This window comes from Vannielia sp. SX4 (genome assembly GCF_052828525.1).
The window spans coordinates 2646329-2670441 of the sequence record NZ_CM128247.1 but is presented as its reverse complement, the minus strand read 5'-3'; the positions used below and the strand labels follow the sequence as shown (position 1 = coordinate 2670441).

22 protein-coding genes are annotated in these 24113 nt (G+C 64.5%); 14 read left to right on the top strand and 8 right to left on the bottom strand.

Annotated features, from left to right (window positions below; all coding sequences use genetic code 11):
- Nucleotides 1-5: 5 nt before the first annotated feature.
- Nucleotides 6-2165, bottom strand: coding sequence for a phosphoribosylformylglycinamidine synthase subunit PurL (gene purL / locus ACUXVX_RS13170; protein ID WP_446308659.1), 2160 nt, complete (start codon nt 2163-2165; stop codon nt 6-8).
- Between purL and ACUXVX_RS13165 the strand changes: the two genes are divergently transcribed.
- Nucleotides 2164-2436, top strand: a complete 273-nt coding sequence (locus ACUXVX_RS13165) for a hypothetical protein (protein ID WP_446308658.1) — start codon at nt 2164-2166, stop codon at nt 2434-2436. The genes purL and ACUXVX_RS13165 overlap by 2 nt on opposite strands.
- 153 nt (nt 2437-2589) lie before the next feature.
- The gene (locus ACUXVX_RS13160) at nt 2590-3210 is read left to right on the top strand and encodes a hypothetical protein (protein WP_446308657.1); all 621 of its coding nucleotides are present in this window, start codon (nt 2590-2592) and stop codon (nt 3208-3210) included.
- 390 nt (nt 3211-3600) lie between these two features.
- On the opposite strand, the gene ACUXVX_RS13155 is transcribed toward ACUXVX_RS13160, so the two are convergent.
- Nucleotides 3601-4506: a LysR family transcriptional regulator gene (locus tag ACUXVX_RS13155; RefSeq protein WP_446308656.1), complete on the bottom strand. Its 906-nt coding sequence runs from the start codon at nt 4504-4506 to the stop codon at nt 3601-3603.
- 158 nt (nt 4507-4664) lie between these two features.
- Between ACUXVX_RS13155 and ACUXVX_RS13150 the strand changes: the two genes are divergently transcribed.
- From ACUXVX_RS13150 to ccmE, 5 genes are all read left to right on the top strand, one after another.
- Nucleotides 4665-8063: an indolepyruvate ferredoxin oxidoreductase family protein gene (locus tag ACUXVX_RS13150; RefSeq protein WP_446308655.1), complete on the top strand. Its 3399-nt coding sequence runs from the start codon at nt 4665-4667 to the stop codon at nt 8061-8063.
- 168 nt (nt 8064-8231) lie between these two features.
- Nucleotides 8232-9101 carry a lysophospholipid acyltransferase family protein gene (locus tag ACUXVX_RS13145; RefSeq protein WP_446308654.1) on the top strand — a complete coding sequence of 290 codons (870 nt, stop codon included), beginning with the start codon at nt 8232-8234 and terminating at the stop codon, nt 9099-9101.
- A gap of 6 nt (nt 9102-9107) precedes the next feature.
- A complete protein-coding gene (murI, locus tag ACUXVX_RS13140; protein ID WP_222469137.1) occupies nt 9108-9920 on the top strand; it encodes a glutamate racemase in 813 nt (270 codons plus the stop codon).
- A 36-nt stretch (nt 9921-9956) separates the two neighbouring features.
- On the top strand, nt 9957-10985 hold the full coding sequence (argC, locus tag ACUXVX_RS13135) for an N-acetyl-gamma-glutamyl-phosphate reductase (protein WP_446308653.1): 1029 nt from the start codon (nt 9957-9959) through the stop codon (nt 10983-10985).
- A gap of 10 nt (nt 10986-10995) precedes the next feature.
- A complete protein-coding gene (gene ccmE, locus ACUXVX_RS13130) occupies nt 10996-11454 on the top strand; it encodes a cytochrome c maturation protein CcmE (RefSeq protein ID WP_446308652.1) in 459 nt (152 codons plus the stop codon).
- A gap of 150 nt (nt 11455-11604) precedes the next feature.
- Here the strand turns inward: ccmE and purB are convergent, their stop codons facing one another.
- On the bottom strand, nt 11605-12906 hold the full coding sequence (gene purB, locus ACUXVX_RS13125; protein ID WP_446308651.1) for an adenylosuccinate lyase: 1302 nt from the start codon (nt 12904-12906) through the stop codon (nt 11605-11607).
- Nucleotides 12907-12982: 76 nt separating this feature from the next.
- Between purB and ACUXVX_RS13120 the strand changes: the two genes are divergently transcribed.
- Nucleotides 12983-13378 carry a hypothetical protein gene (locus ACUXVX_RS13120; RefSeq protein WP_446308650.1) on the top strand — a complete coding sequence of 132 codons (396 nt, stop codon included), beginning with the start codon at nt 12983-12985 and terminating at the stop codon, nt 13376-13378.
- A gap of 165 nt (nt 13379-13543) precedes the next feature.
- Nucleotides 13544-14128, top strand: coding sequence for a hypothetical protein (locus tag ACUXVX_RS13115; RefSeq protein ID WP_446308649.1), 585 nt, complete (start codon nt 13544-13546; stop codon nt 14126-14128).
- Nucleotides 14129-14182: 54 nt separating this feature from the next.
- Here ACUXVX_RS13115 and ilvN read toward each other — a convergent pair whose 3' ends face one another.
- Entirely contained in the window at nt 14183-14749 is a 567-nt protein-coding gene (ilvN, locus tag ACUXVX_RS13110; RefSeq protein ID WP_222469143.1) for an acetolactate synthase small subunit, read from the bottom strand.
- Between the two features lie 104 nt (nt 14750-14853).
- Here ilvN and ACUXVX_RS13105 point away from each other — a divergent pair, with 104 nt between their 5' ends.
- Nucleotides 14854-15645, top strand: a complete 792-nt coding sequence (locus ACUXVX_RS13105; protein WP_446308648.1) for a hypothetical protein — start codon at nt 14854-14856, stop codon at nt 15643-15645.
- Between the two features lies 1 nt (nt 15646).
- Here ACUXVX_RS13105 and ACUXVX_RS13100 read toward each other — a convergent pair whose 3' ends face one another.
- Entirely contained in the window at nt 15647-16087 is a 441-nt protein-coding gene (locus ACUXVX_RS13100) for a hypothetical protein (protein ID WP_446308647.1), read from the bottom strand.
- Between the two features lie 72 nt (nt 16088-16159).
- Entirely contained in the window at nt 16160-17911 is a 1752-nt protein-coding gene (locus ACUXVX_RS13095; RefSeq protein WP_446308646.1) for an acetolactate synthase 3 large subunit, read from the bottom strand.
- Between the two features lie 336 nt (nt 17912-18247).
- On the opposite strand from ACUXVX_RS13095, the gene ACUXVX_RS13090 reads away from it, so the two are divergent.
- The gene (locus tag ACUXVX_RS13090; protein ID WP_446308645.1) at nt 18248-18391 is read left to right on the top strand and encodes a hypothetical protein; all 144 of its coding nucleotides are present in this window, start codon (nt 18248-18250) and stop codon (nt 18389-18391) included.
- 6 nt (nt 18392-18397) lie between these two features.
- On the opposite strand, the gene ACUXVX_RS13085 is transcribed toward ACUXVX_RS13090, so the two are convergent.
- Nucleotides 18398-19045, bottom strand: a complete 648-nt coding sequence (locus ACUXVX_RS13085) for a response regulator transcription factor (RefSeq protein WP_446308644.1) — start codon at nt 19043-19045, stop codon at nt 18398-18400.
- Complete coding sequence (locus ACUXVX_RS13080; protein ID WP_446308643.1) at nt 19042-20349, bottom strand: cache domain-containing protein; 1308 nt, start codon at nt 20347-20349, stop codon at nt 19042-19044. The genes ACUXVX_RS13085 and ACUXVX_RS13080 overlap by 4 nt, the downstream gene beginning before the upstream one ends.
- Nucleotides 20350-20666: 317 nt before the next feature.
- On the opposite strand from ACUXVX_RS13080, the gene ACUXVX_RS13075 reads away from it, so the two are divergent.
- The 3 genes from ACUXVX_RS13075 (at nt 20667) to ACUXVX_RS13065 (ending at nt 24109) form a co-directional block, all read left to right on the top strand.
- Nucleotides 20667-21755: a TRAP transporter substrate-binding protein gene (locus tag ACUXVX_RS13075; RefSeq protein ID WP_222469149.1), complete on the top strand. Its 1089-nt coding sequence runs from the start codon at nt 20667-20669 to the stop codon at nt 21753-21755.
- A 258-nt stretch (nt 21756-22013) separates the two neighbouring features.
- On the top strand, nt 22014-23102 hold the full coding sequence (locus tag ACUXVX_RS13070; RefSeq protein WP_446308642.1) for a TRAP transporter substrate-binding protein: 1089 nt from the start codon (nt 22014-22016) through the stop codon (nt 23100-23102).
- Nucleotides 23103-23215: 113 nt separating this feature from the next.
- Nucleotides 23216-24109, top strand: a complete 894-nt coding sequence (locus ACUXVX_RS13065) for a TRAP transporter small permease subunit (RefSeq protein WP_222469151.1) — start codon at nt 23216-23218, stop codon at nt 24107-24109.
- Nucleotides 24110-24113 lie beyond the last annotated feature (4 nt).

Sequence of the window (24113 nt, the reverse complement as noted above, 5' to 3'; positions counted from 1 at the left end):
CCGGTTCACGCGAAATTGGCAGCGAAGGTGCTGCGGTAGGTTTCGGAAAGCTCGGCGAGGGGCGCGGTGCTGCCGCCGAACGTGACGCTGTCACCGCCGAATTTGCCGACCGTGGTGAGCGGCACGCCCGCTTGCCCTGCGGCGACCATCAGCGCCTCGGCCTTGTCGAAGGAGCAGGCGATGAGGTAGCGGGCCTGATCCTCGCCGAAGAGCGGGCCGTTGCCTGCCGCGTCGACTTGAACGCCGACGCCCGCGGCCTCAGCCATCTCGAAGGCGGCTAGGGCAAGGCCGCCATCGGCGAGGTCGGTGCAGGCGGTGATGTGTTCGGCATTGGCGCGGATGAAGTCGCCATGGGCCTTTTCGGCGGCGAGGTCCACGTGCGGGGCATCGCCATCTTCGCGGGAGAAGGCCTCTGCCAGCAGGGCGGACTGGCCGAGGTGGCTGCCCTCGGCGCCGACCATCAGCAGAACGTGGCCCGCGCGGGCCTCGCCGTCGATGAGCTGGTCGAGATTGTCGAGCAGGCCGACGGCGCCGATGGTGGGGGTTGGCAGGATGCCTTGCCCATCGGTCTCGTTGTAGAGCGAGACGTTGCCGGAGACGATGGGGGTGTTCAGCGCGAGGCAGGCCTCGCCGATGCCTTTGAGCGCGCCGACGAACTGGCCCATGATCTCGGGCTTCTCGGGGTTGCCGAAATTGAGGTTGTCGGTCGTCGCCAGCGGCAGGGCGCCCTTGGCCGAGAGGTTGCGGTAGGCCTCGGCCACGGCCTGCTTGCCGCCCTCGTAGGGGTTGGCGCGGACGTAGCGGGGCGTGACATCGGAGGTGAAAGCGAGAGCCTTCTCGGTGCCATGCACGCGCACCACGCCTGAACCGCGGCCCGGGGGCACGGCGGTGTCGGCCATGACCATGTGATCGTATTGCTCCCAGACCCAGGCCTTGTGGGCGTAGTTGGGGGAGGCGAGCAGGGCCTTCAGGCCATCGATCGCGTCAATCTCAGGCACCGGGTCCATCTCGGCGGCCGGGGGCGTTTCGACCCAGGGGCGGTCATACTCGGGGGCGGAGCCGGAGAGGGTGGCGAGGGGGAGGTCTGCCTTGGTTTCGTTGCCGTGGATGACGAGGAAGCGGTCTTCGGCAATGGTCTCGCCGACGATGGCAAAGTCGAGATCCCACTTTTCGAAGACGGCGCGGGCCTCGGCCTCTTTCGAGGGCTCAAGCACCATGAGCATGCGCTCCTGGCTCTCGGAGAGCATCATCTCGTAGGCGGTCATGTTGGTTTCGCGCTGGGGGACGGCATCGAGGTTGAGCTTGATGCCGAGGCCGCCCTTGTCACCCATCTCGACGGCGGAGCAGGTGAGGCCTGCCGCGCCCATGTCTTGAATGGAAATCACCGCGCCGGTTTGCATCAGCTCCAGTGTGGCCTCCATCAGGCGCTTTTCGGTGAAGGGGTCGCCGACCTGAACGGTGGGGCGCTTCTCTTCGATGGTGTCGTCGAACTCTGCCGAGGCCATGGTGGCGCCGCCAACGCCGTCACGGCCGGTTTTGGCACCGAGGTAGACCACGGGCATGCCGATCCCGGAGGCGGCGGAGTAGAAGATCTTGTCGGTGTCAGCGAGGCCGGCGGCGAAGGCGTTGACGAGGCAGTTGCCGTTGTAGGCCGGATGGAAGCGGACCTCGCCGCCCACGGTGGGCACGCCGAAGCAGTTGCCGTAGCCGCCGATGCCCTCGACCACGCCGTTGACGAGCTGGCGGGTCTTCGGATGGCCCGGCTCGCCGAAGCTGAGGGCGTTCATCGCGGCGATGGGGCGGGCGCCCATGGTGAAGACATCGCGCAGGATGCCGCCAACGCCGGTGGCCGCGCCCTGATAGGGCTCGATGTAGCTGGGGTGATTGTGGCTCTCCATCTTGAAGACCACGCATTGGCCATCGCCGATATCGACGATGCCCGCGTTCTCGCCCGGCCCGCAGATCACCTGCGGCCCCTCGGTGGGCAGCTTGCGCAGATGGATCTTGGAGGACTTGTAGGAGCAATGCTCGTTCCACATGGCCGAGAAGATGCCCAGCTCGGTGAAGCTGGGGGTGCGCCCGATGATCTCGAGGATGCGTTCGTACTCATCCGGCTTCAGCCCGTGGGCTTCGATCAGGTCGGGCGTGATTTCGGGCTCGGTCATGATGGCTCCCCTGCTGCTCATGGGCCTTTTAGAAAAAGGGCCGGGGGAGGGAAAGGCGCAATTTGATCGCGGGCGCTTCAAGGCGAAGGCGGGCGATTCGGCAGCGAAGATTGACCTTGGGGAAGGCTCTCACACGCCCTCACGGACTCGTGAAAAAATGGCTAGTTTCAGGCTGTTGAGTGGCAGGAAACAGTTTTTTTATTGGAGTTTTGGCTTTGTTAACCATCTCGGGCAAACCCCAATGCAGCTTGAGCGGAATTGGGGCGTTTAACATGTCAATCACAGGTTGTAGTTCTCCCTGCGTAAAGTCAAGCCCGGCCAAATCAGATTTAGGCACACTCACAGGGCGAGTCCCATGTTATGGTTACAGGGGTAACTACTACCTGTAACGAACTGCTGGAGACTGAAAATGCAAATGATTTCAATGCAAAGTATAACCAAGTTCTGTGCCGTTTCGCTCTTCGGAGCGACCGCAATGGTGGTGCCCGCGCACGCGGGGTCCCTCGGCCACGGCGGAGGAGGTGGCGGAATTTCTGCGGAAGTTTCGCTGGGGGGCGGTAGCCTTGCTGATGTCGATGTTTCGATCGGCGGCAGCAACGGGATCAACGCCGGCGCGACCGTTGGCGGATCCAGCACCGCCGATGTGGACGTAGCTGTTGGCGGGGGTACCGGCGGTTCTGGCGGGTCCGGGGGCTCGGGTGGCTCTGGCGGTGGCGGTGCTACCGGCGGCGGCACGACCGTGACACCGGACCAGCCGACCGTGGTGACGCGGGCGGACCCGCAGGACGGGATGACGATCAAGCGTCAGACCATGTCGGACATCATCGGCACGGTGGTGCTCTCCTCTGAGGGCGCGCTGATCGGCGAAGTCATCGGGGCCGAAATGGTGAACGGGAAGATCAAGGCGCGGGTTGCGCTGGCCAATACACTCGGCGTGAAGGCCAAGGCGGTCGTTCTCTCGTTCGGAACCCGGCAGATGCGGGACAACGTGCTGCGCCTGTCGGTCTCGCGTGACCGGTTCATCCGGAGCGTGCGTAGCAGCTGACTTTGCCCCCCAGGTTGAGGCAGCGCTAAAGAGGGTGCGTCGTACGCGGCGCACCCTTTTTCTGTGGGCGGGTGGCTGCTTTCAGCCTGAGGTTGCAAGGCGTTTACCGACCCGTCCGGGAGGGCTTGCAACCAAAAATGTTTCGGTGCAGGCTCCCGCCAAATCGGCCCCGCCCGGGCCCCCGACATCGCTGGATGAAATTCCGGTTGGACAAAAAAAGAGGCCGAGACAAGCTCGGCCTAAGTCCAACAGGGAGGTAAAAGACGCGCTGGCCGAAGCCTGTGCGCCTAATACTTCCTCATATGGTCAGGCGGTGCGCTCATTCAAGACTTAAAATGCCGCAGGTGCGAATGGCAGCCATGACTGTGGCGCATGGCACACAGCCCGGCGCTATTCGGCTGCGGCGTCTCGCACGGCCTTGCGTTGGGCCTGGATTTCGCTGGTCACGAAGTCACGGAAGGCGGCTATCCTCTTGGATTGGCGCAATTCTTCCGGGTAGGCGAGGAAGACCGGAACCTCTGAACTCTCCTCCTCGGGGAGCACGCGGACGAGGCCTGATGTGTCGAGCGCCACATAATCGGGCAGCACACCTATACCAAGGTCGTTGATCACCGCTTGAAGCACGCCGAAGTAATTGTTGACGGTGAGTCGCTTCGTCACGTCATGGGTGAGCAGGGAGGCGATCATCTCGGCGCCGGCGCGCACCTGCGTGGAGTGCGAGGCCTGGCTGATGAGCCGGTGTTCGGAAAGATCATCGAGATCGGCGGGTGCGCCGTAGCGGGCGACATAACCCTCGGAGGCGTAGAGGCGCATACGCACGCCCATGAGGCGGCGGCGGATGAGATCGGCCTGTGACGGCTCTTTCATCCGGATGGCCACATCTGCCTCGCGCATCGGCAGGTCGAGCACACGCTCCTCAAGGTTGAGGTCGATCGAGAGGTCGGGATACCGCTCGTAGAGCGCGGGCAGGCGCGGGGTGAGCCAGAGCGTGCCGAAGCCAGTGGTGGCGGTGACGCGCAGTTCGCCGAAGACTTCCTCTTCGCTGTCGCGGATGCGGGCGGCGGCGGTATCGAGCCGGCGGTTCATCACTTGAGTGGCATCGAACAGCAGCTCGCCCTGCTCGGTGAGAATCAGCCCGCGGGCGTGGCGGTGGAACAGGGTGGTGTTCAGGCTCTCTTCAAGCGCCCGGATCTGCCGGGAGACGGCAGATTGCGACAGCCCCAGCGTCTCACCCGCATGGGTGAGGGAGCCGGCATCTGCCACGGCGTGAAATATTCTGAGCTTGTCCCAATCCATGTTTAAACTGTTCACCAAATTCAAAGCGGTTGCGGCGCAGCATCCTTATGCACGACCGGAGTGTAGTCGCAAATGGTTTACCACTTCAGAATCCTGTTTGTAGGTCAGAAATTATGACCTAATATCGGAATATGCCCGCTACTGGGAGGAAGCGCGTAATGACTAGGCAGGATATCAGTCTCACCGACCGTTTTGACCTCGAGAAATCGCCGGTTCTTTTGAATGGCACGCAGGCGCTGGTGCGCCTGATGCTGATGCAGAAGGCACGTGACAGGGCCGCGGGGCTGAACACCGCGGGCTACTGCACCGGCTATCGAGGCTCGCCGCTGGGCGGGGTGGACCAGTGGATGACCCGGGCGAACAAAGTGCTCTCCGCCAATGATGTGCGCTTCGAGCCGGGGCTGAACGAAGACCTTGCCGCAACCGCGCTCTGGGGCAGCCAGAACGCCGAACTGCGGGGCGAGGGCAAGTTCGACGGGGTCTATGGCCTCTGGTACGGCAAGGGGCCGGGGGTGGACCGCTCGGGCGACGTGATGCGCCATGCCAACATGGCCGGCACCAGCCAGCATGGCGGTGTGCTGATGGCGATGGGTGACGATCACACCGGCGAGTCCTCGACCGTGTGCCACCAGTCCGATTGGGCGCTGGTCGATGTGCATATGCCGGTGCTCAGCCCTGCCGGTGTGCAAGAGATCCTCGACTTCGGCCTCTATGGCTGGGCGCTGAGCCGCTATGCGGGTGTCTGGGTCGGGCTGAAGGTGATGAAAGATACGGTGGAGGCGACCTCGGTGGTGGATGGCCGGGCAGACCGGCTTTCGTTCGTGACGCCCGATTTCAAACTGCCGGAGGGCGGGCTGAACATTCGCCTGGGCGACCATTGGATCGCGCAGGAAGAACGGCTGCTGGCGCACAAGAGGTTCGCCGCGGAAGCCTTTGCGAATGCAAACAAAATAGACCACCGGATGCACGGAAAGGCTGGGGCCAAGGTGGGCTTTGTGGCTGCGGGCAAGAACTGGCTCGACCTTTGCCATGCGCTGGAGCTTCTGGGCATCGACGAGGCGGAGGCCGAGCGGCTCGGGGTGACGACCTATAAGGTCGGCCAGGTCTGGCCGCTGGATATGAAGGGCTTCCACGATTGGGCCGAGGGGCTCGATGTGATCGTGGTGGTCGAAGAGAAGCGCAAGCTGATTGAGGTGCAGGTGAAGGAGGCGATCTTTGATGATCGCCGGGGGCGCCGGGTGTTTGGCGGCATGAAGAACGGCGAGGTGCTGTTTCCGACCCATTTTGCACTCGATCCCAATGACATAGCGCTCGAACTTGGCAAAATCCTGATCGAGGAAGATTGCGGGACCGACAGGATCAAGGCCGGGATGGCCCGGATCGAGAGCGCCCGGATGGCCGACAATGCGCCCGACATCGCGGCGCGGCTGCCCTATTTCTGCGCCGGCTGCCCGCACAACAGCTCCACCAAGCTGCCCGATGGCGCTGAGGCGGGCGCAGGCATTGGCTGCCACTTCATGGCCCGCTGGATGGACCGCTCGACCGACCGCTTTACCCATATGGGGGCGGAGGGGGCCAACTGGATGGGCGAGGCGCCGTTCTCGAAACGGGAGCACCTGTTCCAGAACCTCGGCGACGGCACCTACAACCACTCCGGCACGCTGGCCATTCGCGCGGCTTTGGCGGCGGGCACCAACATCACCTTCAAGATCCTCTTCAACGATGCCGTGGCGATGACCGGCGGCCAGCCGAACGAGGGCAGCCTCTCGCCCCAGCAGATTGCCCGCGAGGTGCTGGCAATGGGCGTGAAAGAGGTCGCGCTGGTCTTCGACGAGAAGGAAGACGTGGACCTTGACGCCTTTCCACAACAGGTCACCAAGCACGAACGTGCCGAACTGGCGGATGTCCAGGAGAAGTTCAGCAAGATCAAAGGTGTATCGGCCATCATTTATGTGCAGACCTGCGCAGCGGAAAAGCGGCGTCGGCGCAAGCGTGGCACCTTCCCGGATATCGACAAGCGTGTGTTCATCAACACCGATGTCTGCGAGGGCTGCGGCGATTGCGGGGTGCAGAGCAACTGCGTGGCGATCCTGCCGAAAGAGACGGAGCTCGGCCGCAAGCGCGAGATTGACCAGAGTGCCTGCAACAAGGATTTCTCCTGCCTGAACGGGTTTTGCCCCAGTTTCGTGACGATCGAAGGTGCGAAGGTGAAGAAAGCGCCGGAGAAGGCGGTGGAGCTGCCCAATATGGCGGAGCCGGAGATCGGCGCCATCGACGGCACTCATAACCTCGTCATCACGGGGGTCGGCGGCACTGGGGTCGTGACCGTTGGTGCTGTGTTGGCGATGGCCGCCCATGTGGACGGCAAGGGCGTGGGCATGATCGAGATGGCGGGCCTCGCCCAGAAGGGCGGCGCGGTGCATATCCACATGCGGATTGCCGAGAAGCCGGAGTTGATCAACGCGATCCGGGTCGGCACCGGCGAGGCCAATGCGGTGATCGGCGGTGATCTGGTGACGACCGCAGGCTCCAAGACCCTTGGCCTGATGCGGGAGGGCCAGACCGGGGCGGTGGTGAATGCCGCCGATATCATCACCGGGCACTTCACTCGCGACATCAACTTCAAGTTGCCGCATGACAGGATGGTGCTGGCGCTTCAGGCGCGCCTGAAGGACGGGTTGCAACTCTTTGATGCGCAGGCGCTTTCCCGAATTCTGCTGGGCGATAGCATCTATTCCAACATGATGATCCTCGGCGCCGCGTGGCAGGCCGGGCTGGTGCCGGTGAGCCTTGCCGCGCTCACCCGCGCCATCGAGCTGAACGGCCAGGCGATAGAGGGCAACAAGCGCGCCTTCGAGATCGGCCGCTGGGCGGTGGCGCACCCGGAGCAGGCGGCAGAGATGTTTGTGAGCGAGGCGCCGGCCGAGAAAAGCCTCGAAGAGCGCATCGCCTTCCGCGCTGCCCATCTGGAGGCTTGGGGCGATGCCGAATATGCCCGACGCTATCGTGCACTGGTGGACAAGGCCCCGGATGACGAGATGAAACTCGCCATCGCGCAGGGCTACCACAAGCTGATGGCCTACAAGGACGAGTACGAGACCGCGCGGCTGCTGCTCGACACCGAGGCCAAGGCGGCGGAGGTCTTCGAGGGAGACATGCGCTTCAGCTACCACCTCGCCCCGCCGATCTTCGGCACCAAGGGGCCGGGTGGCCGCCCGAAAAAGCGCCAGTTCGGGCCGTGGATGCGGCGCGGGCTGACGCTACTGGCGAAGATGAAGCCGCTGCGGGGCACGATGCTCGACCCCTTCCGCTTTGGCGCAGAGCGCAAGATGGAGCGGGGTATCATTGCGCAATACGAGGCCGATATGGGCGAGGTGCTGACCGGCCTCAACGCCGAGAACCGCGCCGCCGCACTCGCGCTGGCCGAGCTGCCGCTCACCATCCGGGGATTCGGACCGGTGAAGGAGGCCAATGCGGAGAAGGCGGCAAAACGGCGGGGCGAACTCTTGGAGGCGTTCCGCAACCCGGAGGCGCCCATGCGGCAGGCTGCGGAGTAACCTTTTCATTTTCTTGCTGCAAATATTCCGGGGGGTGCGGGGGGCTGGCCCCCCTCCGGCGGCACGGCTGCCCCAGAGTGTCACACTCCGTTTACGCGACCGTCATAAAGGCTTCCCAGATCGGCCCCGCGCCCCTATCTGACGCGCAAGAGAAGAAGGACGCCCCTCATGCACCAGGTTGCCCGCGATATCACCTATGCTAACTCGGTGCGCTCCAAGCCGGGCCGGGCCTTCGTGAAGCTGCTGGAAAACGCCACGGGGCGGATTGGGCTGATCAAGCGGGCGGATGGCTATGAGGATGACGTGGCGAGCGGGGCCGACTTTTGGGATGTGATCCGCGCGCGCTATGGGCTCTCGCTCAAAGTCACCCGCGGGAGCCTTGAGAACATCCCGCGGACCGGGCCGCTGGTGCTGGTGGCGAACCATCCCTACGGCATCCTCGACGGGCTGATGATGGGGCATATCTTGAGCCAGACGCGCGGCGACTTCCGGATCTTGGCACATCAGGTCTTCAAGCGCTCGGAGGAGTTGAACCGGATCATCCTGCCGATCGACTTTGACGGCACCCGCGAGGCGCAGGCCGTTAACCTTGCCACCCGCAAGGAGGCGCTGGCCTATCTGGCGCAGGGCGGGGCGATTGGCGTTTTTCCGGGCGGCACGGTCAGCACCTCGGCGCGGCTCCTGTCGCGTCCGCTCGATCCGGGCTGGCGGCGGTTCACCGCCAAGATGATCGCCAAGTCCAATGCCACGGTGGTGCCGGTCTTCTTCGAAGGCGCCAACAGCCGCCTCTTTCAGCTCGCCAGCCACATCCACTCCACGCTGCGCATCGCGCTGCTGATCAAGGAGTTCCGCGCCCGGGTCGACGAGCCGGTCGAGGTGGGCATCGGCCGCCCGATCCCGCGTGATGAAATTGCCGCCCGGGCGAGCGACCCCAAAGCACTGATGGATTTCCTGCGCGAGGCAACGTATAGCCTCTCGAACAAGCCTGTCCGTGCCCGCGAGTACGGCAAGGAATTCGAGGATTTTCACAAGGCGTAGGCCCGGATGGCGGTTGGCGTATTCGATTCAGGGATTGGCGGCCTCACCGTGCTGGATGCGGTGCAGAAACGGCTGCCCGATCAGGCGTTTGTCTACTTTGGCGATCACGCCCACAGCCCCTATGGGGTGCGCACCGCCGACAATATCCACGATCTGACCAAGGCGGCGGTGGAGCGGCTCTGGGCCGAGGGCTGCGATCTGGTGATCCTTGCTTGCAACACCGCCTCGGCCGCCGCGCTGCGGCGGATGCAGGAGGCCGGCGTGCCCGAGGGCAAGCGGGTGCTGGGCGTTTTTGTGCCGCTGATCGAGGCGCTGACCGAGCGGCAGTGGGGCGACAACTCGCCCCCGCGCGAAGTGGCGGTGAAGCACGTGGCGCTTTTTGCCACCCCCGCCACGGTGGCCTCGCGCGCGTTTCAGCGTGAGTTGGCCTTCCGGGCGATTGGTGTGGATGTCGAAGCGCAGGCCTGCGGCGGTGTGGTGGATGCCATCGAGGATGGCGATATGATCCTTGCCGAGGCTTTGGTGCACTCACACGTCGACGCGCTGAAGCGCAAGATGCCCCAGCCGCAGGCGGCCATTCTGGGCTGCACGCATTACCCGATCATGGAAGAGGCCTTTCAGGAGGCGCTCGGGCCGGAGGTGAGCGTGTATAGTCAGGCCAGCATCGTGGCCGACAGTCTGGCCGATTACCTCGCGCGCCACCCCGACAAGCGGGGCAGCGGCGAAGAGACCAAGTTTTTGACCACGGGCGATCCGCGCAAGGTGACGGATCAGGCCACGCGGTTTCTGCGACGAAAAGTTGAATTTCAGAACGCCTGAATTCAACCTATCACTCGCAAGACCAAGGACAGACCAATGACTGCACAAATCGCCATTCTGGGCGCCTCCGGCTATACCGGCGCCGAACTCGTCAGGATCATCGCCTCCCATCCGGGCATGGAGGTGGCAGCCCTCGCCGCCGACCGGAAGGCGGGGATGGACATGCGCGACGTGTTCCCGCATCTGGCCCATCTCGAGCTGCCGCAGCTTGTCACCATCGACGAGATCGACTTTGGCAAGATCGACCTCTGCTTTGCCGCTCTGCCGCATGTGACCTCGCAGCAGGTGATCCCGGGCCTCCCTTCGGGCCTGAAGGTGGTGGACCTTTCCGCCGACTTCCGGCTGCGCGACCCGGCGGAATACAAAAAGTGGTATGGCCAGCCGCATCAGGCGGTGGAGTTGCAGAAGGAGGCGGTTTACGGGCTGACCGAGTTCTACCGCGACGAGATCAAGGGCGCGCGCTTCGTGGCGGGCACCGGCTGTAATGCGGCGACCGGGTTGTTCTCGCTGCTGCCGCTGTTCAAGGGCGGGCTGATCGACCCCGATAGCGTGATCCTCGACATGAAGGTGGGCGTTTCGGGCGCCGGGCGGAGCCTGAAGGAGAACCTGCTGCATGCCGAGTTGAGCGAGGGCTGGATGCCCTATGCCGCGGGCGGCAAGCACCGGCATCTGGGCGAGTTCGATCAGGAGTTCAGCAAGGCGGCGGGGCGCGAGGTGCGGGTGCAGTTCACCCCCACGCTGATCCCGGCGAACCGGGGCATTCTCTCGGCGGCCTACGTTCAGGGCGAGGCGGCGGCGCTCCATGCGGCGCTGGTTGAGGCATATCAAGACGAGCCGTTCTGCCACGTGCTACCGATGGGGCAGGTGCCCTCGACCCGCTCGATCCGGGGCAGCAACATGGTGCATTTGGGCGTCACGCCGGAGCGGGCCAAGGGCCGGGCGACGGTGTTTGCCGCGCTCGACAACCTGACCAAGGGCTCCAGCGGGCAGGCGGTGCAGAACGCCAACCTGATGCTGGGGCTGGAGGAGACCGAGGGGCTGATGATGGCTCCGCTGTTCCCGTGAGGAGGATGGGATGGCCGGACTGAAAGGGCTGAAGAAGAAACGGCGGGTGCAGGTGCTCATGGTGGCTGCCCTCGCCTTGACGCTTTCGGCGGGCCTGATCGGCTATGGCTTTCGCGATGGCATCAACTTCTTCCGCTCCCCCAGCCAGGTCATGGAAAGCCCGCCTGCGCCGAACGAGGTGTTCCGCATTGGCGGGTTGGTGGAAGAGGGCACGATCGTCCGCGGCGAAGGAGAGACGGTGCGGTTCTCTGTCACCGATGGCGGCGCGACGGTGCCGGTGGAGTTCACCGGAATCCTGCCGGACCTCTTTGCAGAGGGGCAGGGGATGGTCGGCACCGGCAGCTATGACGGGCAGGTGTTCAAGGCGACCGAGATCCTCGCCAAGCATGACGAGACCTACATGCCGAAAGAGGTTGTAGACGCGCTCAAGGAGCAGGGCGTTTACGTGGAGCCTGAGCCGGAGTCTTAGCGGAGAGTCGGGACAAGTCCCGACTAACTTGGGGTCTGCCGTCTCACGCATCTTGGGGCTTGTTCGCCAAGGCGAACAGTCACGCGGCGGGGGGCCAGCCCCCCGCACCCCCCGGAGATATTTTCAGCAAGAAAATGAGCAGGTCGGGGCTTAGCCGAACACCCGTTTGAAGATCGTGTCGACGTGTTTGGTGTGGTAGCCCATGTCGAATTTCTCGTTAATGGCCTCTTCGCCCAGTGCGGCGACCACATCTTCGTCGGCCAGCAGTTGCTCGCGGAAATCGACGCGCTCTTCCCAGACTTTCAACGCGTTGCGCTGGACCATGGCGTAGGCATCCTCGCGACTGACGCCCGCCTGAGTGAGGGCGAGGAGGACGCGCTGGCTCATGACGAGGCCGGGGAACTTGTTCATGTTGTCGAGCATGTTCTCGGGGAAGATCAGCATCTTGTCGACAACGCCGGTGAGGCGTTTGAGGGCGAAGTCGAGAGTGATGGTGGCGTCGGGGGCGATGCCGCGCTCGACGGAGCTGTGCGAGATGTCGCGCTCGTGCCAGAGGGCCACGTTTTCCATCGCGGGGATCACCGTCATCCGGACGAGGCGTGCGAGGCCGGTGAGGTTTTCGGTCAGAACAGGGTTCTTCTTGTGGGGCATGGCCGAAGAGCCCTTCTGGCCCATCGAGAAGAATTCGGCGCCTTCCAGCACCTCGGTGCGCTGCATGTGGCGGATCTCGATGGCGACGTTCTCGATGCTGCTCGCGATGACGCCGAGCACGGCGAAGAACATGGCGTGACGGTCGCGGGGGATCACCTGTGTGGAGATCGGCTCGGGCTTGAGGCCGAGCTGGGCGCAGACGTGCTCTTCAACCGCTGGGTCGATGTTGGCGAAGGTGCCGACGGCGCCGGAGATGGCGCCGGTGGCGATTTCGTCGCGGGCGGCGGAGAGGCGGGCCTTGTTACGGTCCATCTCGGCGTAGAAGCGAGCGAAGGTGAGGCCCATCGTGGTGGGCTCGGCGTGAATGCCGTGGGAGCGCCCGACGCGGACGGTGTCCTTGTGCTCGAGCGCGCGCTTTTTCAGCGCGGCGAGCAGGCCGTCCATATCCTCAAGCAGGATGTCGGCGGCGCGGGTGAGCTGGACGTTGAGGCAGGTGTCGAGCACATCGGACGAGGTCATGCCCTGGTGGACAAAGCGGGCCTCCTCGGAGCCGACGTGCTCGGCGAGGTGGGTGAGGAAGGCGATCACATCGTGTTTCGTTACGGCTTCGATCTCGTCGATGCGGGCCACGTCGAACTCGACATCCTTGGCCTTCCAGACGGCTTCGGCGTTCTCGCGCGGGATGACGCCCAAATTGGCCATCGCGTCACAGGCGTGGGCCTCGATCTCGTACCAGATGCGGAACTTGGTGGCGGGCTCCCAGATGGCGGTCATTTCGGGGCGGGCGTAACGGGGGATCATGGGCAGCCTTTCGCGTCTGGAATGCGGTCGGGGGTCGGATACACTGGGGGGCAGGTGGCAACAAGAGGGTGCGGCGATGAGGGCCTTGGCAGCATGGCTGGTGATGACGGGGGCGGCTTGGGCGCAGCCGGTGCCGGGGTTCGAGGATGCGCCGGAGCCGCTGTTCTTTGAAGGGCTCTATGCGCTGGTCGGGGTCGACAGCGCGGGGCGGGCGCTGAATGCGCCGGTGCGGCTGGAGGTGGTGTTGCAGGGGTTGGAGCTGCGCGGATGCGACCTTGGCGCCGGGCGGCTTGATTATGCCCGGATCGGGGAGGCGTTCGTGCTTGCGGGCCGGATGGGCGGTGAGGCGCTGTGGTGCCGGTTCAGCGTGGACCCGGGAAATTACCCGCTGCTGAACTGTGCCAACCCGGAAGGCCTGCGGCTCACGCTGTGGCCCGAGGGAGAGTTTGGCGCGCCGCTGGTCTGTGGCTGACGCATTTTGCCTGCGCGATGGGGCAATTTGGCGGCAATTGCCGGGGTCCGGGCATGCTGTTGCCTCAGAGTTGACACAGGAAGGTGAAACACTCCGGTGCAATCGAGGAGACAAACCGGAGCAATACCGATGACACCTTTTGCCAGAATTGCCGCAGTTGCCGTAATGAGCCTTGTGATGCCGCAGCAGGTAGCGGCGCAGGTGCGGCTTGAAACCGCAGGGCGCATTGCGATTGACGCTGTAAAGGCGCTAGGGCCGAAGCAAAAAGCCGAACTGGCGTCGTTTCGGCGGTCATATGACTACTACGGGGCGCTTTACGTGAGCACGAAGGGCGATGTGGCCTATAGCCATGCGGGCGCCAGCTCGATGGCGGCGGCGCAGACGATTGCCCGGATGGGCTGTGAGCGGAAGGCGCAGGCGCGCTGCGTGCCGCATGCCGTGATCGCGCCGCGGAGCGTGAACGAGGGGCCGAAGGGGCGTTTTGACAACTCCGGCACCTTGGCCAACGTGATGGTCGACCGGTTCAACAAGCTTCAGCGGGGCCGTTGGACGGCCTTTGCCGCGGCGCCCGAGGGCGCTTGGGGTGCGGCGACCAACCTGCCGCGCGGCTCTCAGGCGGAGGCGCGTGCGCTGGGGCAGTGTCGGAGCGCGGCTGCCAAGGCGCGGCGGAGCTACCCGGCGGCGATGGCACGGGCGATGGATCGGCGCGGCCTGTTCAGCTGCCGGACGGCGCTGGTGCTGGAGAAGTAAGCCGAGCTCAGAGGCGAGGGCAGGGGCGGGAGGCTTCCCGCCCTGCGCGTGCGCTTAGCCCTTTTCGCCGCGTGAGAGCGCCACGACGCCGGTGCGGGCGATCTCGGTGAGGCCGAGAGGGCGCATCAGGTCGGCAAAAGCGTCGATCTTTTCGGAGGGGCCGGTCATCTCGAAGATGAAGCTCTGAAGCGTGCTGTCGACCACATTGGCGCGGAAGATATCGGCCAGCCGCAGTGCTTCGACCCGCTTTTCGCCTTCACCGGCCACCATGAAGAGGGCCAGTTCACGCTCGACGGCGGGGCCTTCGACGGTGAGATCGTGGACATCGTGGACCGGCACGAGGCGGCCGAGCTGAGCCTTGATTTGCTCGATGATCGAGGGCGTGCCGGTGGTGACGATGGTGATGCGCGAGCGGTGGCCCTCATGGTCCACCTCGGCCACGGTGAGGCTCTCGATGTTGTAGCCGCGCCCGGAGAACAGGCCGATGACCCGCGCCAGCACGCCTGCCTCGTTCTCGACCAGCACCGCGAGGGTGTGGGTTTCGATCACCTCGGCGTTCGGGTCTTTGAGGTCGTAGGCCGAGTGCTTCGACAGGCCTTTTTTCAGTTTCAGCGCGGCCATGTTTGGCTCCTCCTCGATCTGGGCGTGGTTTTGCGGCTGGGCCGCGGATTGTCAATGGCGGGTGTGGGGCGTAGCCTTGCGGGATTGACGCAAGGGAATGTGCGATGGACGGGCCGAAGCGGCCCTGCCCCTATTGTGGGGGTGAGGCAGCCGCACAGGGATTGGATGTGATCGGGCATTGCGGGGCGCCGCTTTGTGCGGTGGCGCGCAGCCGGGCTCTGGCGGAAGAGGCCGCGATGGAGCGGCGCCGCGAGGCCGAGGTGGCGCGGGATGCCGTGGCCGGTGCGGTGGCGCCGGTGCTGGAGCGGGTCGAGGCGGAGGTGGGCGTTGCCCCCGTGTACGGCGCGGTGCCGCACCGGGTGCCAGTGCTGGTGCCTGCGGAAGAGAGCCGACGTGCGGATTTTCTGGCCCATGTCGCGGCGCTCTGTGAAGAGGCTTTCAGGGTTGAAGTGGCCGAGATCGGCGCGGTCTATGACCGGGTGGCGCAGGAGCCGGAGGAGCCCGATGTGGTGGGTCCGGCCTGTGCCAGTTGCCGGGGGAGTTGCTGTATCCGGGGCTACAGCCAGATGGCCTTTGTGAAGCTGGGCACGATCCAGGGGTTTCGCCGGGCGGAGCCGGGGCTGACACGCGAGACGCTGCTGGCGCGTTATGAGGCCCATTTTCCCGAGGAGAGCAGTGAAGGGGGCTGCCTGTTTCAGGGGCCGATGGGGTGCAGCTTGCCGCGTAGCTACCGGGCGGGGCTGTGCAACACCTACCATTGCGAGCTGCTCGATGCGTTGATCGAGGAGACCGAAGGGTCCGAGGGGCCGGTGGTGGTGGCCGCCGCCGATGAGGCCGGGGTGCAGGTGGTGAGCGTCATGGCGCCGGATGGCCGCTGGGAGGAGGTGGAGCACTAGCTCAGAGCGCAAGCACACGGTCATACCCCTCGAAGAAGCCTTGGGTATCGGCCTGAAGCAGGCCCTTGTGCTGGCTGGCGACCCAATCCCAGAATGGGTCCAAATCATCCATCACCTCGTCGGTCGTGCGGCCCTGCCAGAGCACCTGCGCGGCGAGGATGGCAGTGCAGCCCGTGAGCACGCCGCGCACGAGGGCCACATCACCCTGGCCCTTGCCGGCATCCAGCGCCTCGATGAACTCGCCTGTTTCATCCGCGAAGAGCGGCTTGTCGGGCAGGGTGAGGTCGAGCGCGGCGCAGAGGGTCTCACCGGCGAAAAGCTCGGCCTCGCGCGGGTCTGCCTCGGGCGCGAGGTGGCGCAGGCTGTGGCGGGGCAGGGTAGATGGCAGCGCGGCTGCCAGATCAGCAAGGCCGGGCGCGGGGCTGGTTAAGAAGAAGCGCATGTAGTGCGACATGGGAGAGGCCCGGTGCAGGGCGCCCGCCGGGGGGGGGGCGGGCGCCGCTGGGATGCGTGATCAGACGAGGACCGCGCCGCCTTCCTTGATGGCGTCCGAGGTGGAGGCGCCGGAAAGCAGCATCTTGTTGTGCGGCTCGCCCGATGGGATCATCGGCAGGCAGTTCTCGTGCTTTTCGACGAGGCAGTCGAAGAGCACCGGGCCGTCATACTCCAGCATCTCCATGATCGCGTCGTCGAGATCGGCGGGGTCGGAGATGCAGATGCCCTTGGCGCCGAAGGCTTCGGCCAGCTTCACGAAGTCGGGCAGGCTTTCGGACCAGCTGTGCGAGTAGCGCTCGCCGTGCAGCAGCTCCTGCCACTGGCGGACCATCCCCAGACGCTCGTTGTTTAGGATGAACTGCTTGACCGGAAGGCGATACTGCGCGGCGGTGCCCATCTCCTGCATGTTCATCAGCCAGCTTGCCTCGCCCGCCACGTTGATGACCAGCGCATCGGGGTGGGCGATTTGCACGCCGATGGAGGCGGGGAAGCCGTAACCCATCGTGCCCAGCCCGCCGGAGGTCATCCAGCGGTTGGGATCTTCGAACCCGAGGAACTGGGCGGCCCACATCTGGTGCTGGCCGACTTCGGTGGTCACGTAGCGGTCGCGGCCCTTGGTGAGGGCTTCCAGACGCTCAAGCGCATACTGCGGCTTGATGGTCTTCTTCGACGGCTCGTAGGAGAGGCAGCGCACCGCCTTCCAGTCGGCGATCTGCTTCCACCACTTCTCGAGGCCCGCCTTGTTGGTCTTGCGACCACGGCTCTTCCAGATGCGCAGGGCGTCTTCGAGCACATGCGCTACGTCACCGACTATGGGCATGTCGACGTGGATCACCTTGTTGATCGAGCTTGGGTCGATGTCGATATGGGCCTTCTGGCTGTGGGGCGAGAAGTCCGACACGCGGCCGGTGATCCGGTCGTCGAAACGGGCGCCGACGTTGATCATCAGGTCGCAGCCGTGCATGGCGAGGTTGGCCTCGTAGAGACCATGCATGCCCAGCATCCCCAGCCAGCTTTTGCCGGAAGCCGGATAGGCGCCGAGGCCCATCAGCGTGGAGGTGATGGGGAAGCCGGTTTCATCGACGAACTCGCGCAGCAGCTGCGAGGCCGCCGTGCCGGAGTTGATGACGCCGCCGCCGGTGTAGAAGATCGGGCGCTCGGCCTCTTCCATTGCCTCGACCAGCGCGGTGATCATCTCGGCATCGCCCTTCACCTTGGGTGCATAGTGCGACTGCATCTTGGCGGGCGGCGTGTAGGTGCCGGAGGCGAATTGCACATCCTTGGGGATGTCGATCAGCACCGGGCCGGGGCGGCCAGAGGTGGCGACGTGGAAGGCCTCGTGGATGGTCTGGCCGAGGTCGTCGGTGTCTTTCACCAGCCAGTTCATCTTGGTGCAGGGGCGGGTGATGCCGACAGTGTCTGCCTCCTGAAAGGCGTCGGACCCGATTGCGAAGGTCGGCACCTGCCCGGTGAGCACGATCATCGGGATGCTGTCCATCAGCGCATCGGTGATGCCGGTCACGGCATTGGTGGCGCCGGGGCCGGAGGTGACCAGCACAACGCCGGGCTTGCCGGTGGAGCGGGCATAGCCCTCGGCGGCATGGGTCGCGCCCTGCTCGTGGCGGACGAGGATGTGGCGAATGTCGTTCTGCTGGAAGATCTCGTCGTAGATCGGAAGGACCGCACCGCCGGGATAGCCAAACACGACTTCCACACCCTGATCCTTCAGGGCCTGGACCACCATTTTTGCTCCGGTCATCTGACGTGCCATTTTTTCGATCCTCTCAACTGGCGTCATCTTCGATTCGCATAAAAAAACCCCCGATCTCGGTCGGGGGCGCATGGGGGAAGTCATTGAGCTTTCCGGTGGTTACCGGCCCATGCGCCTTTCTCCTACGATGACAAGAAGGGTATCCACCTTGCCGGGTCTCCTGATGCTTTCGTGCGAAGTGGATACGGCGTGGGGGCGGGGGCGTCAACAGGGTTTGTGGAGAAAATTTCGCCGTGGGCGGAAATTGGGTAATTTTGTTTCTGAGGTCTCCGGGCGCGGGTGGTTTCGGGAGTTGGGGCAAGGGTCGAGGGGGGAACCCTGCGGGCGCCGGGCACGTTGACCAGCCAACGCGCGCCGGTTCTGCGATGCAGGATCAAGGCGCCCCCAGCAACTCAGGAGACCCCCATGAACCGCATCATCTACCTCGTCGGCCTTGTTGTCATCGTCCTCGCGATCCTGTCGTTCATCGGCCTCGGCTGAGCCCGGTCAGAACTTGCCCGTGCCCTGCAACACCCCGTGCTCCATGGCATAGCGGGTGAGGCCGGCGGTGGAGGAGATGCCCAGTTTGGCCCGCAGGTTCTTGCGGTGGGTCTCGACGGTGCGCACCGAGATATCGAGTGCCAGTGCCACCTCCTTGTTCGATTTGCCCTGTGCCAGCTGCAGCAGGATCGTCTGCTCGCGGTTGGTCAGCTGTTCGACTCCGTTTCGTGTGGCGGGGCGGAGGGAGGCTGTTGCGCCGGTGCAGAGGTACCGCTCGCCGCGCATGACGGTGTCGATGGCGGTCTTGATCTCTTCGGTGGGCACATCCTTGAGGATGTAGCCCATCGCGCCGTGAGAGAGGGCGGAAGAGATGTAGCCGGTGCTGTCGTGCATTGAGAGGATAAGCACGCGCGTTTCGGGGCGTCGCTCAAGCAGCAGCTCAGTGGCGGTGAGGCCGCCGAGGCCGGGCATGTTGAGGTCGAGCAGCACCACATCGGGCGCAAGGGTTTCGATGGCATCAACGATCTCTTGCCCGCAGCCGAAAGTGCCGACCACCTCGATATCCTCATAGGTTTGAAGGATCGCCTGCACCCCCTCGGCGACCATCTGGTGATCGTCGACGATGGCCACGCGGGTCGGGCTGGGGTCGCTCATGCGCTTGCCTCTCTTGCATCTTCGGGGTGCAGCATATGGCTCAACGGGACCTGAGCTTCAATCACCGTGCCGCTGCTGCTGGACATGACACGAAGGGTGCCGCCGAGATGCTCGATCCGTTCGGCCATGTTGCGCAAGCCCATACCGGCACTTTCGGGGCTTGAGGTGACCTCACCGATGCCGTTGCCGTCATCCGCAATGCGCATGAGCGCGCCACGCCGGTGGCCACGCAAGTTGACAGTGACCCTCTGCGCTCCGGCGTGGCGCTCGACATTGGTGAGTGCCTCCTGCGCGATGCGGTAGAGCGCGATCTTGGCGTCTTGGTCGAGCCGGTTGCGGAAGACTACGGTTTCAAACTCCACTTCGATGCCGGTTCGGGCGGCGAAGTTCTCTGTCAGCGCCTGAATGGCCGGGCCGAGGCCGAGGTCATCGAGAAGGCCGGGGCGCAGGTCTCTGCTGATGCGGCGGACCTCTTGAATTGCGCCGTTGAGGCCGGAAATCCCCTTGTCGAGGCTTTCGACGGCGGCCGTGTCTCCGGCGGCCATGCGGCGCTTGGCGAGTTCGAGCGCGTAACGGATGGCGACCAGAAGTTGCGAGATGGAATCGTGCAACTCGCGGGCGACCCGGCCGCGCTCCTCCTCCTGCGTGTCGAAGACCCGCTGGGTGAGGGCCTTCAGCTTGTTGTCGGCCAGCCGCCGCTCGGAGATGTTGAGCGCGAGGCCGGGCAGGAACACCAGAAGCAGTGCGCCGAGGGTGATGATGGCGATCCACAGAAAGGTGGAGCGGACTCGTGCCTCTGTTTGAGCGCGGGCCGCGGCGACTGAGGCCAGCACGTCATCGAGAAACACACCGGTGCCCACGGCCCACTGCCAGTCTTGCAGGCCGCCGGTGTAGGAGATCATCAGCGCCTCTTCTCCGGTTGAGGGCTTCTTCCAGAGGTAGGTGTGGTAGCCGCCGCCCTTGCGGGCCTCCTCGATCAGCCGGTCGACGACCGGGGTTCCTGCGCTGTCGGCCAGCCCCTGCCAGTTGCGGGTGATCAGCTCGGTCTGCAGCGGGGCGACGAGGTTGGTGCCCTCGTAGTCGTAGACGTAAAAGTAGCCATCGGTGCCGTAGGTCATTGCCGCGAGGATCTGGGTGACGCGGGTCTTGGCGGCGCGGTCGCTGGGGGTGGCTGCGGCGTAGACGGAATAGAAGGCGGCGCGGGCGAGGGTGACGTAGTTGCGCAGCTCAGCCTTTTTGGCCTCGATCAGCTGGGTCTCGAGCGCCGCGATCTCGCGTTCGGCCAGCTGGCGGGATTGCTGCATCACCAGCAGCGAGATGGCCGAGACCGCTAGCAGCAGCGGCAGGGTTGCCAGCAGAAAGAGCTTTTGGGCGTAGCTCGGAGCAAGGCGGATATCGAGATGTCGCAGAAGGCGTTTCAGCGGCCTGGCTCCGGGCTTTGGCGGGCGGTGAGAGAGTGGCCTGCCGGGACGGGGAGGTCAATCATCGCGTGGCTGGCAAGGCCTTTGGCGGCTCTCTACGCAGTTGTTGGTATTTGAAATCCCCGGGCTTGTCGCTAGTCTGCGCCGCACAAGAAGGGAAAGGCCCGGAGAGGACCGGGCCTACATATGGGAGGAACACGATGGATCGTCGTTCATTTCTGAAGACATCCGCCCTTGGTGGCGGTGCGGCTGCGGCCACCACTCTGGCCGCTCCGGCCTATGCACAGGGCAACCGGACGCTGACCATGGTCACCACCTGGCCGCGCGGTCTTGCCGGTGTGTGGGACTCGGTGGAGCGGGTTGCCAACAACATCACCGCCGCAACCGATGGCCAGATCACCGTGGAGCCGAAGGCCGCTGGCGAACTCGTCGGCGCTCTGGAAAGCTTTGACGCGGTCGTGTCCGGCCAGGCCGACATGTACCACGGCGCAGACTACTACTGGGTGGGTCAGCACCCGGCATGGGCGTTCTTTACGGCTGTGCCGTTCGGCATGACCGTGCCCGAGCTGATGACCTGGTACTACGGTCAGGACGGCATGGCGCTGCACCACGAGCTCGGCGAAGTGTTCGGCGTGCGCGGCTTCATTGCCGGTCAGACCGGCGCCCAAGGTGGCGGCTGGTACCGCAACGAAGTGAATTCTGCCGATGATTTCAACGGCATGAAGTTCCGTATGCCTGGCCTCGGCGGCGAAGCGCTCTCCAAGCTGGGTGCCTCGGTGCAGGTGCTTCCGGGCGGCGAGATCTACCAAGCCCTGTCGACCGGCGCGCTGGACGCGACCGAGTGGATCGGTCCGTGGTCGGACGAGAAGCTCGGCCTGCAGGAGGTCTGCGACTACTACTACCCCGCCGGCTTCCATGAGCCCGGTGCGGCGCTCTCCGTGGGCACCAACCTCGAAGTCTTCAACGAGCTGACCCCGAGCCAGCAGAAGATCATCGAGCTGGCCTGTGCTGATGCGCACCAGGCCAACTACGCCCAGTTCATCGCCAACAACGGCCCGGCGCTGTCGCGCCTGAAGGCTGGCGGTACGCAGGTGAAAGAGTTCACCCCGGATGTGTGGGATGCCTTCGGCAAGGCCTCGACCGAGCTGCTTCAGGGCTACACCTCGGACGATCTGTTCGCGAAGATCCACACCAGCGCGATGGACTCCATGAAGTCCTCCTCGGGCTGGCTCTCGGTCTCCGACAGCTTCTACGCCACCCAGCGCGACCGCGTTCTGGCGGCGATGTAAGCCACGCGCCGCTCCCGCGTGGGGCGGCAGACCTTCGGCCGCGGGCAGGGAACTGCCCGCGGTCTTTCATGCCGGAGCGGCTCTGAGGCGCAAGCCTGCAGAATCGCACGACAAAAGCATGAAGTTCGGAGCGGATTCCAGAATGGATGACAAGGGCAAGGTAATGTTGCGCGCATATTTTCTGCCGATAGGGTGCGGCCTGCGCCGCGCCTTCGGATGCGCCGGCGCGTCCTGACATCCACCAGAGGAGGACAATCCGTGGATCGACGCTCATTTCTGAAGACTTCCGCCCTCGGGGGCGGTGCCGCAGCTGCCAGCACACTGGCCGCACCGGCGCTGGCCCAAGGCGGCCGGACCCTGACCATGGTCACCACGTGGCCGCGCGGCCTGGCCGGTGTGTGGGACAGCGTGGAGCGCTTCGCCAACCGTATCACTGAGATGACCGACGGCGCCCTGACCGTTGAGCCCAAGGCCGCGGGCGAACTCGTCGGCGCTTTTGAGAGCTTCGATGCCGTCGTGTCGGGGCAGGCCGACATCTACCACGGGGTCGATTACTACTGGGTCGGCCAGCACCCGGCCTGGGCCTATTTTGCCGCCGTGCCCTTTGGGATGACCGCCGCTGAGATGATGACATGGTACTACGCCGATGGCGGTGCGGACCTGCACAAGCAGCTTGGCGAAGTCTTCGGCATTCGGCCGTTCCTTGGCGGCCAGACCGGCGCGCAGGGCGGTGGCTGGTTCCGCAACGAAGTGAATTCTGCCGATGATTTCAACGGCTTGAAGTTCCGCATGCCGGGCCTCGGCGGCGAAGTTCTGGCTTCGATGGGGGCCTCGGTGCAGGTGCTTCCGGGTGGCGAGATCTATCAGGCGCTGTCGACCGGCGCACTGGATGCGACCGAGTGGATCGGCCCGTGGTCTGACGAGAAGCTGGGCCTGCAGGAGGTCTGCGACTTCTACTATCCGGCGGGCTTCCACGAGGCCGGCCCGGCGCTGTCGATCGGGATGAACCTCGAGGTCTTCAACAGCCTCACTCCGGCGCAGCAGCTGATGATCGAGACCGCCACGGCAGAGGGCCATCAGGCCAACTACGCCCTGTTCACCGCCAGCAACGGCCCGGCGCTGCAACGACTGCAGGATGGCGGCACCCAGGTTCGGGAGTTTGCCGACGACATCTGGGACGCCTTTGGCGCCGGTGCGATGTCGGTTCTGGGGCAGTACCTTGAGGATGACATGTTCCGCGAAATTCATGAGAGCGCGCAGGCCTCCATGAAGGCGTCTTCGGGCTGGCTTTCGCGGGCGGAAAGCGCTTATACGCGGCAACGCGACCGGGTTCTGTCTTCGCTCTGAGGCGCGGAACCTTTAATCAGAAGGCAGGCCCGCAAGGGACCTGACGCAACAATGACACCGGGTCTCGCGCCGCCCTTGGCGCGGGGCTCCACAACAAGCGGGGAGAGGAGCGTATGGGGAACGCGCTCGTGTGGGTCATCCAGAACATCGGGATGGGCTTCTACAATATCTTCTATGCGATCACCCATCCGGGGCTGTGGCTGGATTGGAGCAACGGCGAAAGCCTGATGCGCTTCATCTACTACGGAGCCTCGGTGGAGCTGTTCTTCGCGGTCTTCGACATTTTCCTCGTGGTGACGGTGATCGGCCTGATCTGGCCGCGCTTCATGTGGGCGATCGTCCGCGGCTTGGAGTGGTTCGCCAACGGCGTGGGGCGCCTCGTGGCTTGGGTTGGCCTGCTGATGGTGCTGCAACAGGTGATGGTCGTCTTCCTGCAGTCGGTGTTCCGCTTTGGCGAGATCACCATCGCGCCCTTTGGCTTTGGCTTTACCCAGTCGGTCGGCTGGTTTGCCGAAGAACTCAAGCTTTACAACGCAATGATCGTGGCGCTCTGCGTCACCTATGCTTTCATCCAGGGCAGCCATGTGCGGGTCGACCTGATCTACGCCGTGGTGCGCCACCGGACCAAGAAGGTGATCGACATGTTCGGGAGCCTGTTCTTCATGGTGCCGGTCGCTGTGCTGACGTGGCTCTACGCATGGTTCTTCCTCTGGCGCTCGCTCATCACGCCCAAGGTCAGTGCCTCGGAGGGGCTGGACCTGCTGATGCGCAAATCCAAGATCGTGAAGTGGAACGTGGAGACCATCGGCTTCTCGCCGAACGGGTTCAACGGCTACTTCCTCTTCAAGATCCTGATGGTCGCCTTCTGCGGGTTGGTGCTGCTTCAGGCGGTCGCCTTCTTCTACCGCAGCTACCGCGAATTCGTGGAGGGGCCGGAGAGTGACGGCAAATATCTGGATAAAGACACCCTCGGTGAGGGTGAAGAAGCCTACGAAGGCACGCACTAGGGGT